14 protein-coding genes and 1 riboswitch are annotated in these 14,258 nt (G+C 44.1%); all 14 genes read right to left on the bottom strand.

Annotated features, from left to right (window positions below; genetic code table 11):
* Positions 1–15: 15 nt before the first annotated feature.
* The 14 genes from MHB66_RS07425 to MHB66_RS07360 all read right to left on the bottom strand — a co-directional run bounded on the left by MHB66_RS07425 (position 16) and on the right by MHB66_RS07360 (position 14,211).
* Positions 16–162, bottom strand: coding sequence for a YezD family protein (locus tag MHB66_RS07425; RefSeq protein WP_073205135.1), 147 nt, complete (start codon positions 160–162; stop codon positions 16–18).
* A gap of 74 nt (positions 163–236) precedes the next feature.
* A riboswitch (SAM riboswitch) is annotated at positions 237–339 on the bottom strand.
* 191 nt (positions 340–530) lie between these two features.
* Entirely contained in the window at positions 531–1,169 is a 639-nt protein-coding gene (gene pyrE, locus MHB66_RS07420; protein WP_024424225.1) for an orotate phosphoribosyltransferase, read from the bottom strand.
* Positions 1,170–1,176: 7 nt separating this feature from the next.
* Entirely contained in the window at positions 1,177–1,881 is a 705-nt protein-coding gene (gene pyrF, locus MHB66_RS07415) for an orotidine-5'-phosphate decarboxylase (RefSeq protein WP_041117335.1), read from the bottom strand.
* Positions 1,853–2,785, bottom strand: a complete 933-nt coding sequence (locus tag MHB66_RS07410; RefSeq protein ID WP_046310885.1) for a dihydroorotate dehydrogenase — start codon at positions 2,783–2,785, stop codon at positions 1,853–1,855. The genes pyrF and MHB66_RS07410 overlap by 29 nt, the downstream gene beginning before the upstream one ends.
* Positions 2,779–3,555 carry a dihydroorotate dehydrogenase electron transfer subunit gene (locus tag MHB66_RS07405; protein WP_046310883.1) on the bottom strand — a complete coding sequence of 259 codons (777 nt, stop codon included), beginning with the start codon at positions 3,553–3,555 and terminating at the stop codon, positions 2,779–2,781. Before MHB66_RS07405 ends, MHB66_RS07410 begins: the two co-directional genes overlap by 7 nt.
* Positions 3,552–6,767: a carbamoyl-phosphate synthase (glutamine-hydrolyzing) large subunit gene (gene carB / locus MHB66_RS07400; protein WP_034281710.1), complete on the bottom strand. Its 3,216-nt coding sequence runs from the start codon at positions 6,765–6,767 to the stop codon at positions 3,552–3,554. The genes MHB66_RS07405 and carB overlap by 4 nt, the downstream gene beginning before the upstream one ends.
* Positions 6,752–7,846, bottom strand: coding sequence for a carbamoyl phosphate synthase small subunit (locus MHB66_RS07395; protein ID WP_024424230.1), 1,095 nt, complete (start codon positions 7,844–7,846; stop codon positions 6,752–6,754). The genes carB and MHB66_RS07395 overlap by 16 nt, the downstream gene beginning before the upstream one ends.
* A complete protein-coding gene (locus MHB66_RS07390) occupies positions 7,843–9,129 on the bottom strand; it encodes a dihydroorotase (RefSeq protein ID WP_024424231.1) in 1,287 nt (428 codons plus the stop codon). Before MHB66_RS07390 ends, MHB66_RS07395 begins: the two co-directional genes overlap by 4 nt.
* Entirely contained in the window at positions 9,113–10,036 is a 924-nt protein-coding gene (locus tag MHB66_RS07385) for an aspartate carbamoyltransferase catalytic subunit (protein ID WP_041117327.1), read from the bottom strand. The genes MHB66_RS07390 and MHB66_RS07385 overlap by 17 nt, the downstream gene beginning before the upstream one ends.
* Positions 10,037–10,166: 130 nt before the next feature.
* The gene (locus MHB66_RS07380) at positions 10,167–11,495 is read right to left on the bottom strand and encodes a solute carrier family 23 protein (RefSeq protein WP_041117325.1); all 1,329 of its coding nucleotides are present in this window, start codon (positions 11,493–11,495) and stop codon (positions 10,167–10,169) included.
* A gap of 155 nt (positions 11,496–11,650) precedes the next feature.
* A complete protein-coding gene (gene pyrR, locus MHB66_RS07375; protein WP_024424234.1) occupies positions 11,651–12,193 on the bottom strand; it encodes a bifunctional pyr operon transcriptional regulator/uracil phosphoribosyltransferase PyrR in 543 nt (180 codons plus the stop codon).
* A gap of 170 nt (positions 12,194–12,363) precedes the next feature.
* Positions 12,364–13,278: an RluA family pseudouridine synthase gene (locus MHB66_RS07370; protein WP_024426940.1), complete on the bottom strand. Its 915-nt coding sequence runs from the start codon at positions 13,276–13,278 to the stop codon at positions 12,364–12,366.
* On the bottom strand, positions 13,275–13,742 hold the full coding sequence (lspA, locus tag MHB66_RS07365; protein WP_024424236.1) for a signal peptidase II: 468 nt from the start codon (positions 13,740–13,742) through the stop codon (positions 13,275–13,277). Before lspA ends, MHB66_RS07370 begins: the two co-directional genes overlap by 4 nt.
* 94 nt (positions 13,743–13,836) lie before the next feature.
* Complete coding sequence (locus tag MHB66_RS07360; RefSeq protein WP_024424237.1) at positions 13,837–14,211, bottom strand: hypothetical protein; 375 nt, start codon at positions 14,209–14,211, stop codon at positions 13,837–13,839.
* Positions 14,212–14,258: the final 47 nt, after the last annotated feature.

The following is a 14,258-nucleotide window of genomic DNA, read 5'->3' as shown; positions in this document are numbered from 1 at the left end:
TTGCTAATTTCCGCACTACTTCAATCTAATTTTTTCGTTTTTTTCCACTTGAATCACTTGACCGTCCTGAACAATTAACGTAATTGAACCGAATTTCATATCCCCAATCAGTTCTTGCATATGCTTTACTAAGTCCTCATCCTGATTTTGTTTCACTTCCATCTCCTCTTCCTCCTCACCGTTAAAATAAAAAAACTTTCTTTCAGTCCGAAAGAAAGATGAGGAAGCTCACGATTTCCTTATCTTTCAAAATAGAATCATTTTGCAGGAAGTAGCACCTTGCGAATCGCAGGTTGCCGGGTTTCATCGGGCCAGTCCCTCCACCTCTCTGGATAAGAGTTTCAATTTGTCTTAAATATTAACACAATTCAAACAAAAGTCAACCCGACTTTATTGATAGGATTAGTTTTTATTAAAATTTGAGTCTATTTTACTATTTTTACCCAAATAAAAAAGCCGTGCGGGCAAGCACAGCTTTTGTTAACGATAGGAGGCTAAAATGCTCTTCATCCTAGTCCTTTCTCTTCTTTTCAGACCGTTTCTTCCATCCAAGATTCAGAGGACGGATCTTGTCTCCAGCGTTTTAGTTTGTTCATCGCAGACGGCTCAATCGCTTTCAGTTCAAGTGCCACGTCTGTCAATGTGTCATAGTCTGTCAGGGTGACATACGGAATATTTTTTTCTTGAAAAGCGGCTGCTGCTTTTGGCAGTCCGTATGTGAAGATTGCGGCAACTCCTAGTACCTCGCAGCCCTCAGCTTGAAGAGCAGCGACCACTTCAAGCACACTGCCTCCTGTGGAAATAAGGTCTTCAACGACGACAACCTTTTGGCCTTTCGATACAGCCCCTTCAATTTGATTTCCTTTTCCGTGTGCTTTCGGCTTACTTCTGACATAACACATCGGGATGTTCAAGCGGTCTGCTGCTAATGCCGCATGCGGAATGCCTGCTGTTGCAGTACCCGCGACAACCTCTGCTCCCTTGAAATGAGTGAGAATTAAATCTTTTAGACCTTCCGCAATGTCGTGTCTGACTTCTGGATATGATAATGTGAGGCGGTTATCACAATAGATCGGTGATTTTATACCGCTCGCCCATGTAAACGGTTCGTCTGGTTTTAATGAGACCGCTTTGATTTGTAATAGATGTTTCGCGATTTTTGATTTCATCTGGCAGTCACTCCCACTCTTTCAAAATTTGATGATAGGCTTCTATTGGTTTATCCGCTTTTGTGATTGATCTTCCGACAACAATTTGTGAAACACCTTGCTCTTTTGCATAGGCAGGTGTCGCCACACGCTTTTGGTCATCGGTTTGATCATTCGGTAAGCGAATTCCTGGCGTTACAGTGAGAAAGGATGGTGAGATATGTTCATGAAGTGCTTTAGATTCATGAACAGAGCAAACAACCCCGTCCAGCCCACTTTCATATGCTAATTGTCCGTACCGGATAACAGTCTCTTGCAGCGGACGGTCAATGAGTAATTCTTTTCTCATCATGTCTTCTGACGTACTAGTCAGCTGGGTCACTGCAATAATGCCCGGACGGCTTTGTCCAGCAGGAGTCCCGCTTTCAAGTCCCTCTAATGCAGCCTGCATCATTCGTTTCCCGCCAGCAGCATGCACATTGACCAAATCAACGCCAAGTGCGGCAAGCCGGTTCATCGCTTTTTGCACCGTTGTTGGAATGTCATGTAATTTTAAATCGAGAAAAATGCGGCAATTTTTTTCTTTCAGCTCATCAAGGATGGCAGGTCCTTCTTGGTAAAACAGCTCCATGCCGACCTTCACAAATAATGGTGTCCCTTCAAAGGGATCTAAAAAGGCAAGCGCCTCCTGTCCTGATGGAAAATCAAGCGCGATGATGGGCAAGTGCTTCATGTTTCCAGCTCCTTCCGATACATTCCTCTACAGATGAATAACCATATGCTGCTAACACATTTGGCAGCTCTTCAATGATTTCCGGGCAAATAAATGGATTCACAAAATTGGCTGTACCGACAGCTACTGCACTTGCGCCTGCTAGTAAAAATTCAAGTACATCTTCAGCACTTTGCACTCCGCCCATCCCGATAATCGGAATAGAAACCGCTTGACTCACCTCATGCACCATACGCACAGCGACAGGTTTGACAGCTGGTCCTGATAATCCGCCTGTTTTATTGGCAAGAATGGGTTTCCCCGTTTTTAAATCTAAACGCATACCGATTAATGTGTTAATCATGGTGAGTCCATCCGCTCCAGCAGCTTCTATCGCTTGAGCAATCTCCACAATATTGGCTACGTTAGGTGACAGTTTGACGTAGACAGGAACAGAAGAGACTTCCTTGACTGCTTTTGTTAATGACGCCGCCATATTTGGATCTGTACCAAAGGCGATTCCGCCAGTTTTAACATTTGGGCAAGAAATATTCAGTTCAAGGGCATGAACATTTTTGGCTTGGCTGATTTGCTTGGCTACTTCAACATAATCTTCGACCTGTGAGCCAGCAACATTCGCAATAATAGGTGTATCAAACTGCTCGAGCCAAGGCAATTCATTTTCAAGCACGCCTTTTAGACCTGGATTTTGAAGGCCGATTGCATTGAGCATACCGGCTCCTGTCTCAGCTACCCTTGGAGTCGGGTTGCCAAATCTCGGTTCAAGGGTTGTGGCTTTGATCATGATACCGCCCAGTAATGATAGGTCATATAAGGATGCAAATTCTCTCCCAAATCCAAAGCAGCCTGATGCAGGGATAATTGGATTCTTTAAAGATAATCCCGGTAACTCAACGTTTAGCATGACAATGCCACCTCCTCTGCTTTAAAAACAGGTCCATCAAGACAGACTTTGACGTAAGGTTTGTCGAGCTGATCGGTATGACAGACACATGCAAAGCAGGCACCAATCCCGCAGCCCATTCGTTCTTCCATCGAAATGTAGACGGGCTTATCAGGATACGTGTCTTTCAGCGCTTTTAGCATAGGTGTCGGACCGCAGGAAAGCAGCACATCAAAGCTCAGGTTTTGCTTTTTTATCACATCTGTTACAAAGCCTTTAGCACCATATGTGCCATCAACAGTTGCAATAAACGTATCGCCGAGTGCTTGAAATTTCTCCTCGTAAAATACATCCTTTTTCGATTGAAAGCCGAGGACATGCTTTACGATGACGCCTTTTTTCGTTAAACGCTTGGACAGCTCATATAGAGGCGGTACGCCAATTCCGCCGCCGACTAGTAATGCCGTCTCTCCGGGCTTGACGACTGAAGGATCATACCCGTTTCCAAGCGGCCCTAATACATCAACTGTTTCTCCCTCCCGCTTTTGGGAGAGGAGCTTTGTGCCCTCTCCCTCTGCGCGGTAAATGATGGTTGCTTCTTTTTGCTCGGCATGAATGTTGGCAATACTGATCGGTCTTCTCAGCAGCGGTGTCATGGATTCACTGACCTTTAGATGAAGAAATTGTCCAGCCGTTTGAAAGGAGTCCACAAGGTCACCTTTTAATGTCATTTCGTAAATATGATCAGCGATCTCTCGGTTCGAGACGACCGTCAAGTATGCTTTTTTCATATCGTTACTGTCACCTCAGCATTCGTTTTCACTTCTGGCATTTCATCCGCTCTAAATGTCATGCTCTCAAGCACTCGTAAAATGGCTTCTGCTGTGTCTAGGGACGTTAAGCAGGCCACTCCGTTTTCAACAGATTCACGTCTAATTCTAAAGCCGTCTCTTGCCGGCTGTTTTCCTTTTGTTAATGTGTTGATCACGAATTGGGCTTCCCCGTTTCGAATGACATCGAGAAGATTTTTGCCTTCTTCTCCAATTTTGCCGACCACACTTGATGGAATGGAGGCTTGTTTTAAGTAATTCGCCGTTCCTTCTGTTGCTAAAATATGATAGCCGATCGAATGGAATCTTCTTGCGATCTCAAGTCCTTCTTCTTTATCCTTATCAGCCACTGTCAGAAGAACTGTTCCGTCTTTAGGAATTTGAATGCCAGATGCAATCAATCCTTTATATAAGGCTTTTTCGATCGTGACATCTTTCCCCATGACTTCACCTGTTGATTTCATTTCAGGCCCGAGTGTAATATCCACTCTTCTTAATTTTGCAAAAGAGAAGACTGGAACTTTGACGTACACTCCTTCTTGCTCTGTATGAAGCCCTTCTTCGTAGCCATAATTTTTGAGCTTGTCTCCCAAGATGACTTTTGTCGCAAGGTTTGCCATCGGAATGCCTGTAATTTTACTTAAGAAAGGAACCGTCCGGCTTGATCTCGGGTTCACTTCAAGTACATACACTTCACCTTTTGATAGGACAAATTGTATGTTCAAAAGCCCAATAATGTTGAGTCCTTTGGCAAGCTTGATCGTGTATTCTGCGATCTTCGCTTTGATGTCCTCAGACAATGTTTGCGGCGGATAGACCGCAATCGAGTCACCAGAGTGAACTCCGGCTCTTTCAATGTGTTCCATAATGCCTGGGATCACGACAGTTTCTCCATCAGACACGGCATCTACTTCAATTTCTTTTCCTGTCAAATACTTGTCAATTAACACCGGATGCTGCGGATTGACTTTCACCGCATTCTCCATGTAGTGAAGAAGCTCTGTTTCTTGATACACAATTTCCATCGCGCGGCCGCCTAATACATAGGAAGGACGGACAAGGACTGGGTAGCCGATTTGATTGGCAATCGCTACAGCTTCAGGCACAGACGTTGCTGTTTTCCCTTTAGGCTGCGGCACACCGAGTGTTTCTAACGTTTGTTCAAACTTGTCCCGGTTTTCTGCGCGGTCTAGGTCTTCTAGAGAAGTTCCAAGAATTTTCACCCCTCTATTTGATAATTCGTCTGCTAGGTTGATCGCCGTTTGTCCGCCGAACTGAACAACGACTCCTTCAGGCTGTTCAAGGTCGATGATGTGCATGACATCTTCTACAGTGAGTGGTTCAAAGTAAAGCTTATCTGAAATACTAAAGTCTGTTGAAACCGTTTCAGGGTTGTTGTTAATAATGATCGCTTCATAGCCTGCTTGTTTAATTGCCCACACAGAGTGAACGGTCGCATAATCAAATTCAACTCCTTGTCCAATTCGGATAGGACCTGAACCTAATACGATGACGCTTTTCTTGTCAGTCCGTTCTGATTCATTTTCATCTTCATACGTGCTGTAGAAATAAGGTGTCTCTGATTCAAATTCTGCCGCACATGTATCCACCATTTTGTATACAGGTACAATGCCTGCTTCTTGTCTTAGCTTGTAGACATCCGCTTCGTTCATATTCCACTCGCGGCTAATGTAGATATCTGAGAAGCCTTTTTCTTTTGCTTCTTTTAATACGTCTGTATTGCCTTTGTTTTCTTTTAATGTCTTCTCAAAGACGATGATGCCTTCCAGCTTATGAAGGAAGAAGTAATCAATTTTTGAGAATTCATGTATTTGTTCGACTGTATAGCCTCTTCTAAGTGCCTCAGCGATATAAAATAATCGTTCGTCTCCCGCTTTGATAATCCGCTTTTCAAGCACTTCATTTGTGATGTCTGCTTCATCTTTTAATTCAATGTGATGCACATCGGCTTCAAGTGAACGTACTGCCTTTAGAAGAGACTCTTCTAATGTGCGGCCGATTGCCATGACTTCACCAGTTGCCTTCATTTGCGTACCAAGACGTCTGTTCGCAGATTCAAATTTATCGAACGGCCAGCGCGGTATTTTTGAAACGATATAGTCAAGTGCCGGCTCGAAGGCTGCATAGGTTTTACCTGTGACTGGGTTCATCATTTCATCAAGCGTTAAGCCGACAGCAATTTTCGCTGCCAATTTGGCTATTGGATAGCCTGTCGCTTTTGACGCAAGCGCAGAGGAACGGCTCACACGCGGGTTTACCTCGATGATATAGTATTGAAAGCTGTTTGGATCAAGTGCCAGCTGAACATTACAGCCGCCTTCAATGCCAAGTGCACGGATCAGCTTAAGCGACACATTTCGAAGCAGCTGATATTCTCGGTCACTTAACGTTTGGCTTGGTGCTACAACAATACTGTCACCTGTATGGATGCCGACAGGGTCAAAGTTTTCCATGTTACAAACAACGATTGCATGGTCACCGCTGTCTCGCATGACTTCATATTCAATTTCTTTAAAGCCGGCAATGCTTTTTTCAAGCAAGCATTGTGTGACTGGGCTAAGCTTCAGACCGTTTTCAACGATTTCCTTCAGTTCTTGCTCGTTTGTACAAATACCGCCGCCCGTTCCGCCTAATGTATAGGCTGGTCTGACAATGACAGGGAAACCGATTTGATCCGTGAACGCCATCGCTTCTTCCAGGTTATGAATGATTTCACTTTCTGGTACTGGCTCATTTAGTTCATTCATTAAATTACGGAATAAATCTCTATCCTCTGCTTTTTGGATGGCTGACAGCTTTGTACCGAGTACTTCAACGCCGCATTCAGCTAATACGCCAAGCTCTGATAATTCAACTGCAAGGTTTAATCCAGTTTGCCCGCCAAGTGTTGGCAGGATCGCATCAGGACGTTCTTTTCGAATGATTCGTGTTAAAAATTCTGGTGTCAGTGGTTCGATGTATACCTTATCAGCCATTTCTGTATCTGTCATGATGGTCGCAGGGTTAGAGTTGACAAGAACGACTTCATAGCCCTCTTCTTTTAGTGCTAAGCAAGCCTGTGTGCCTGCATAGTCAAACTCCGCTGCCTGACCGATGATGATAGGACCTGATCCGATTACTAAAATCTTTTTGATGTCTACGCGTTTTGGCATACTTCTTCCCCTTCTTTCTCAGTCGTATGAATCATTTCCATGAACTGGTCAAATAAGTAGTTTGCATCTTCTGGACCCGGTGATGCTTCTGGGTGGTACTGAACAGTGAATGCTGGTGCTTCTTTATGTTTTAATCCTTCAATCGTATTGTCGTTTAGGGCAATATGTGTGACTTCTAGCACGTCTTCGTTAATACTGCTAACCGTGTAGCCGTGGTTTTGAGACGTCAGTGTCACCTTGCCAGTTGCTAGTTCTTTCACCGGATGGTTTGATCCTCTGTGGCCAAATTTCATTTTTTCTGTGCTTGCACCGCACGCTAGAGCAAATAATTGATGCCCGAGGCAAATACCAAAGAGCGGCACCTTTCCAATCAATTGCTGAATCATCTCAACGGCTTCTGGTACATCCACGGGATCTCCAGGTCCGTTTGAAAGCATGATGCCATCAGGCTTTAGCTGCAGCACTTCATCTGCAGTGATGTTGTATGGCACCACAATGACGTCGCAGTCACGTTTATTGAGCTCGCGCAAAATACCGTGCTTCATGCCGAAATCGACAAGGACAATTCTTTTTCCTCTGCCTGGGCTTGGGTACGCATTTTTCACAGATACTTGACTCACTTGATCTGTTGGCAGCTGCAATGTTTGAAGGCGGCGGACAACGTCTTCTACTTGTTCATCAGGTCCTGCAAATGCCCCTCTTAAAGTGCCTGCACTTCGAATCATTCGAGTCAGCTTCCGTGTATCGATTCCGCTCAGCCCCGGAATGTTTTTCATTTTTAAATATTCATCGAGTGAATATGAAGAGCGCCAGTTTGAAGGCTTTTCACAAAGCTCTTTCACAATCAGCCCTTTCACAAACGGTGTGATCGATTCAAAATCATCACGGTTAATGCCATAGTTGCCGATAAGCGGGTAAGTCAGTGTGACAATTTGTCCGCAGTATGATGGATCAGATAAAATTTCTTGATAGCCCGTCATCCCTGTATTAAAGACGACTTCTCCGACTGATGGTTCTAAGCTGCCAAAGCCTGTTCCTTCAAATACTGTTCCGTTTTCTAGCACTAAACGTCTCTTCATTTTACTAGTCTCCCCTCTTCATAAACGACTTTCCCAGATGCAAGTGTCATGACCGGCCATCCTGATACAGTCAATTTGTCAAACGGTGTATTTTGCCCTTTAGATAAGAAGCTTGTTTTATCGATTGCCATTTCTTTGTTTAAATCAATGAGTGTGATATCAGCTATGTGTCCTTCTTCAAGCTTTCCGTATGGAAGAGAAAATGCTTCTGCTGGTTTGATTGTCATATAATCAACGAGTTCTTTTAATGTCCATTCGCCTGTTTTGACAAATCGTGTATACAGAAGCGGGAACGCTGTTTCAAGTCCCACAATTCCAAACGGGGCACGCTGCATGGTTTCGTTCTTTTCTTCTTCTGTATGCGGCGCATGGTCTGTTGCGATGAAATCAATCGTTCCATCTAACAGTCCCTCGATCAATGCCTCGCGATCCTCTTTTCCTCTGAGCGGCGGGTTCATTTTATAATTTGTATCAAGACCTGGAATGTCCGTATCACACAACAGCAGGTGATGCGGTGACACCTCAGCCGTCACACGGATGCCTGCTTTTTTTGCATCGCGTACGACCCGCACAGATTCTTTCGTACTGATATGACATACATGATAATGACAGTTCGCTGCTTCTGCTAAAAGAACATCCCTTGCTATATGCACCGATTCACAAATGGACGGTATTCCGTTTAACCCATTTGCTTTTGAAAATTCTCCTTCATGAACGCACCCGCCGTAAATGAGCGAGTTATCTTCACAGTGCGCCACAATCGCTTGATCAAGACTTGCTGCCTGTTTCATCGCTTCGTACATCATGCCTGCTGTTTGGATGCCGACACCGTCATCTGTAAAAGCAAAGGCGCCTGCTTCTTTTAGTGCTGCAAAATCCGTCATCTCTTCCCCAATTTGCCTCGTTGTGATGGAGGCGTATGGCAGCACTCTCACAGATGAGGTCTCTTCGATTCGATTCATCAGCCATTCCATTTGCTCTTTTGTATCTGGAACCGGCCTTGTATTCGGCATCGCTGCAATCGTCGTATATCCGCCTCTTGCGGCTGCTTTAGAGCCTGTTTCAATCGTTTCCTTTTTCTCTCCGCCCGGCTCTCTTAAATGCACATGCAGATCGATCAAGCCTGGTGACACAAATAGCCCTGCTGCATCAATAACCTCTTCTCCGTCTTCTCTTTCTAGGTGACCAATCGCTTGAATCACTTTTCCTTTTACCCTAATATCCTGCTGCACTCTTTCACCTGTGCTTGTTAAGATAAAACCGTTTTTAATGAGATATGACATAGACAGAATCTCTCCCTTTTTGATGTAGTGTGCTATTTTGAAAAGCTCTTTTTAATACGGCCATTCGGATATAAACACCATTTTCCATTTGTTTGAAAATCCTTGACTGCTTGGACTCTACTAATGAATCATCTATTTCAACACCTCTGTTTACTGGTGCTGGATGCATAATAATCGCGCGTTCTTTCATTTTGTTTGCTCTGTCTACTGTTAATCCATAAGTTGATAAGTAATCTTCACTGCCCATTTTTTCAGCGTGCCGTTCATGCTGGATTCTAAGCAGCATCACCACATCAGATTGTGCGATGGCTTCATCTACTTGGACATAGGTTCCGTGAGGGTTTTGTTCATCCTGGAAGGAAGCAGGCCCTGAAAAGAGGACTGTCGCTCCCAGCCTCGTTAAAACCTCAGCATTTGATCTTGCCACCCTGCTATGTTTGATGTCTCCATGAATCGAAATCGTTAAGCCTTCAAAGCCGCTAAACTCTTCAAAGATGGTCATGAGGTCAAGCAGTGATTGGGTTGGATGCTGTCCGCAGCCATCTCCTGCATTGATGATGGGAATTCCAACCTTTCCAATCAGCTCATTATAATATTCATCGGTGCTGTCTCTGATCACACATGCCTTTACTCCGATCGATTCGAGTGTTTTTACCGTATCGTAAAGTGTTTCGCCCTTTTGAACGGAGGTGCTTGCTGCATCTAAGCTCAGGACATTCATCCCAAGTTTCTTCTCGGCTACTTCGAAGCTAAAACGTGTTCTTGTGCTTGGTTCAAAGAAGAGGTTTGCCACAAATTCTCCGGCTAATCCATGTTCTTGTTTCCCCTTTTTGAGTGCAGCTGCTTCTTCAATCAGCTGTAATATCTCTTCTTTTGATAAGCTGCTCATTGTCGATAAATCATTCATTTTTTCTTCCCCCTCTAGTTTTTCATCACTTTCAGGTTCAAAAAAACCCTAAGCCTCGGCAGCTTAGGGTTCTCCAAAAGAAACAGCGGCACTTTCGTGCATTCTGCTCCATTTAGAACCCTTGTCAGCCTCACTGGACTTCTTTTAAAAGGTTTTCTGTATTTGATTCATTTGAGTTGTCATCTTCTGCTTTTTGATGCGGCAGGATCAGATTTAACAGGACACCCGTAATCGCAGCAAGTGCCATTCCAGATAGGGTAAGATTGATTTGTTTCACCTCAATGAATGCCCCGCCAATCCCAATGACTAGGATGACTGATGCGATAATGAGATTACGCTTTTCTTCAAAATTCACTTTATGATCAATCAGAATCCTCAGGCCGCTTGAAGCAATGATTCCAAAGAGCAGGAACGAAACGCCTCCCATCACCGCGGACGGCACTGTACTGATTAATGCTGATATTTTTCCTACAAAACCGAAGCAGATCGCAAACACCGCTGCTCCGCCGATGACGAAGATACTGAACACTCTTGTGATGGCAAGTACGCCAATGTTCTCTCCATAAGTTGTTGTTGGCGGTCCGCCAATAAGTGAAGCGAAGATCGTTGCCGCACTGTCTCCTAAAATGGAGCGATGAAGACCTGGTTTTTTAATAAAATCTTGTCCTACGACCTTACTTAACACCACTTGGTGGCCGATATGCTCAGACATTGTGACAAAGGCTACCGGCACCATCACTGTGAGAATGCTTAAGGTCACATCAGGTGTATAGTCGACAAATGGCACGACGAAGTCTGGTACAGCAAACCATTTTGCGTCAATGACCGGCTGGAAGTTCACAATGCCTTGAGTTAAGGCAAAGAGATAGCCGCTGATGATGCCGATTAATACTGGGATTAAGCTAAGGAATCCTCTTAGGAAAATCATACTGATAATGGTCACAGCCAGTGTGAAGCCAGCAACCATTAAGTGCTTGAGGCTGTAAACTAGCTCGGTGGCATTCGGATCAACATACATCGCCATGTTGACTGCTGTTCCAGCGAGTCCGAGTCCGATGACCATAATGACTGGTCCTACGACAACCGGCGGCAGAAGCTTCATCAGCCAGCCTGTGCCGAGCCATTTAATGAACAGGGCGATGAGTGCATAAGCGACACCCGCCATGAAGGCGCCAACCATTGCGGCTCCAGGGCCGCCCGTTGCTTTAACATTCAGTATGGGGGCGATGAAGGCAAAGGACGATCCAAGATACGCCGGAATTTGTCCTCTTGTGATAATTAAGTAAACAATCGTTCCCACACCGCTTGAGATGAGCGCGACGGCTGGACTCATATCAATGATTTTTGGTACAAGAATGGTCGCACCAAACATCGCAAACAAATGCTGAAGGCTAAGTGACAGCCATGTGAATGGTTTTGGGATATCTCGAATGCCTAAATTGGCTTTTTGCTGACTCATGATTTTCCTCCTAGATGTGTCCTTTTTCATTAAAAAAGCCTCTTTGCGAGTATGCGCAAAGAGGCCTAGAAAAACCAGACACGTCATGTTATCCGTGTGCTCGGTGTCTCTGTTATTGCCCTCTTTGCAAACTCACTGGAATGCATTTAAAAAGGTTATTTTTCATATATAGCGACAAGGTCGTTTTGATCTACTTCATTGAGCTGAACCATGACTGTCTCTGCTTTTGAAGTCGGAATGTTTTTCCCGATATAATCCGCTCGAATCGGCAGCTCCCGGTGTCCCCGGTCAACGAGCACAGCCAGCTGAATGGAAGATGGTCTTCCTACATCCACAAGGGCATCCATAGCGGCTCTGACGGTTCTGCCTGTAAACAGGACATCGTCAACAACAATAAGTGTTTTGTCATTAATGTCAGCTGGTATGTCTGCACCCTTTACAAGCGGGTCTTGGTTGTCTGTCTTTTTTGTCAGGTCATCACGGTATAGCGTAATATCAAGTTCACCTACAGTGACTGGATTCCCTTCAATTTGCTCGATGCGCTCTGCAAGGCGCTTTGCAAGATGTATGCCTCTTGTCTTGATCCCGGCAAGGATGACATCCTTCATCCCTTTGTTGCGCTCAATCATTTCATGTGCAATTCGGGTAAGCGCTCGTCTGATCGCTTGTTCATCAAGAATGACTGCTTTTTGTTCCATCTTTTACACCTCTTTTTGACAAATAAAAAGCCCCTTCTGCAAAGGGCAGAGAGGGGCGTTCATTTGTGCATACGCGTGCACAAATTGATCCGTTATCCTTCTCAGCCTCTCTGGACTGTTTTAAAGAATCTCAATTTCTTTGTTTATTATTTCAGAAAAAGCACGGCCTGTCAATCGTTATTTCTTAATGAATCGATAAAAGCCTGCATATCAGCTGGAATTGGTGCTGTAAACTCGATATATTCTCCTGTTCTAGGATGATCAAATCCTAAAACACCTGCATGCAGCAGCTGTCCATTAAAATCGACTGTTTTTCTCGGCCCATATTTCGGATCTCCTGCAAGAGGGTAGCCGATATATTTCATATGAACACGAATTTGGTGTGTTCTTCCTGTTTCAAGACGGCATTCGACAACCGTGAAGTCTTTAAAGCGTTCAATCACATCAAAGTGAGTAACGGCTTGTTTTGCATTTTCTTTTGTGACCGTCATGCTTTGACGGTCTTTTTTGTCTCTGCCAATTGGTGCATCAATTGTGCCTGTATCATGCTGGATAATACCGTGGACAACAGCCGTATACTTTCTTGTAACAGTTTTAGCCACCAGCTGATTGACGAGTGACTCATGTGCCATATCGTTTTTCGCGACCATTAACAGCCCAGACGTATCTTTATCAATTCGGTGGACAATTCCAGGACGCATCACACCGTTAATCCCTGATAAGTCTTTGCAATGTGCCATCAGTCCATTTACAAGTGTTCCTGACACATGACCCGGCGCTGGATGAACGACCATTCCTCGTGGTTTATTTACGACTAACACATCTGCATCCTCATAATAAATATCAAGATCCATTGGTTCTGCTTCTACATCTAGCGCTTCCGGATCTGGAATCTCCACTTTGATTTGATCCCCAGCTTGTACTTTGTAATTGGCCTTTACTTGTTTCCCGTTTACTTCGATCAGCCCATCTTTTACCCATTGCTGGACTTGGGTTCTTGACCATTCTGGTTCTGTCGTGCTTAGAAATTTATCTAGCCGTTCACTCGTTTGTTCTTCTGAAACGGCAATATTTACTTGATTCATGTAGTTGACTCCTTATTTTTCTTTCCATCTAACAGCATTTGAATGAAGAGCAGAATAACCCCTACACAAAGAGAAGAATCTGCAATATTAAAGATTGGGTAGTGATAATCCCCAAATACGAAATGAGCAAAATCAACCACTTCCTGACGGAAAATACGGTCAATAAAGTTGCCGATCGCTCCGCCAAGCATTAAGGCCAGCGCTACTCCCAGCAGCTTGTCCTTTTGTCCATGTTTTTGTAAGTAATAAACAATTCCCGCAATAACAACGAGTGTGATCACATAGAAAAACCACATTTGCCCTTGGAGAATTCCCCATGCGGCTCCTGAATTTCGGTGAGACGTGATATAAAAGAATCCATCAATGACTGGAACAGAATCACCGAGCATCATATTTTTGACAATGAGCCATTTTGTTAATTGGTCTAAACAAATGATAACGAATGCGATTATGTAATAGAACACACACGTTCCTCCATCTTCATACTTTGATCTTTAAGCATTTTATCAAGAAAACAGGAAGGAGTAAAGAAACTTTAGTTGACAGACAAAAACCTCCCTACATGTGGAAGGCTTCAAAATGAGAATCATTCGATTCGTAAGGATAAGGAGTGAATGCTTTTTTCTCGTATTGCTTATGATATAAAAAGTCGTCAGCCGTGCGGGCGGTAGGAAGAATGCTCATTTGTTCAAGCGGAATTACATCTCCTGTTGCCTCACATATGCCATAGGTTCCTTGTTCAATTTTTGCAATAGCGAGAGACACATCTTGTAGCTCTTCTTTGATGTGATAAAGAAGCGTGGTCGTTTTGACCTCATTCAATGTGACATGCTCAGCGGGTGAACGAAATGATGCGTATTCAAACAGTTTAGATTGCAGCTCTTCTTTCATTTGAAGGAGTTCCGTGTAAATCGTCTCTAGATCGCCATTCATGTCGCTATTTCAACTCCTGCCCTGTCGTGATAATCATATTGTTGCCC

Origin of the sequence: Bacillus sp. FSL L8-0167 (assembly GCF_038630295.1) — a bacterium.
Taxonomy (GTDB): Bacteria; Bacillota; Bacilli; order Bacillales; family Bacillaceae; genus Bacillus; species Bacillus safensis.
The sequence above is the reverse complement of the archived record's forward strand: the minus strand, read 5'-3'. Positions and strand labels throughout refer to the sequence as shown.

Coding starts and splice junctions, on each gene's coding strand:
- MHB66_RS07425 (WP_073205135.1), bottom strand. CDS start 162: ATGGAAGTGAAACAAAATCAGGATGAGGACTTAGTAAAGCATATGCAA.
- pyrE (WP_024424225.1), bottom strand. CDS start 1,169: ATGAAATCAAAAATCGCGAAACATCTATTACAAATCAAAGCGGTCTCA.
- pyrF (WP_041117335.1), bottom strand. CDS start 1,881: ATGAAGCACTTGCCCATCATCGCGCTTGATTTTCCATCAGGACAGGAG.
- MHB66_RS07410 (WP_046310885.1), bottom strand. CDS start 2,785: ATGCTAAACGTTGAGTTACCGGGATTATCTTTAAAGAATCCAATTATC.
- MHB66_RS07405 (WP_046310883.1), bottom strand. CDS start 3,555: ATGAAAAAAGCATACTTGACGGTCGTCTCGAACCGAGAGATCGCTGAT.
- carB (WP_034281710.1), bottom strand. CDS start 6,767: ATGCCAAAACGCGTAGACATCAAAAAGATTTTAGTAATCGGATCAGGT.
- MHB66_RS07395 (WP_024424230.1), bottom strand. CDS start 7,846: ATGAAGAGACGTTTAGTGCTAGAAAACGGAACAGTATTTGAAGGAACA.
- MHB66_RS07390 (WP_024424231.1), bottom strand. CDS start 9,129: ATGTCATATCTCATTAAAAACGGTTTTATCTTAACAAGCACAGGTGAA.
- MHB66_RS07385 (WP_041117327.1), bottom strand. CDS start 10,036: ATGAATGATTTATCGACAATGAGCAGCTTATCAAAAGAAGAGATATTA.
- MHB66_RS07380 (WP_041117325.1), bottom strand. CDS start 11,495: ATGAGTCAGCAAAAAGCCAATTTAGGCATTCGAGATATCCCAAAACCA.
- pyrR (WP_024424234.1), bottom strand. CDS start 12,193: ATGGAACAAAAAGCAGTCATTCTTGATGAACAAGCGATCAGACGAGCG.
- MHB66_RS07370 (WP_024426940.1), bottom strand. CDS start 13,278: ATGAATCAAGTAAATATTGCCGTTTCAGAAGAACAAACGAGTGAACGG.
- MHB66_RS07360 (WP_024424237.1), bottom strand. CDS start 14,211: ATGAATGGCGATCTAGAGACGATTTACACGGAACTCCTTCAAATGAAA.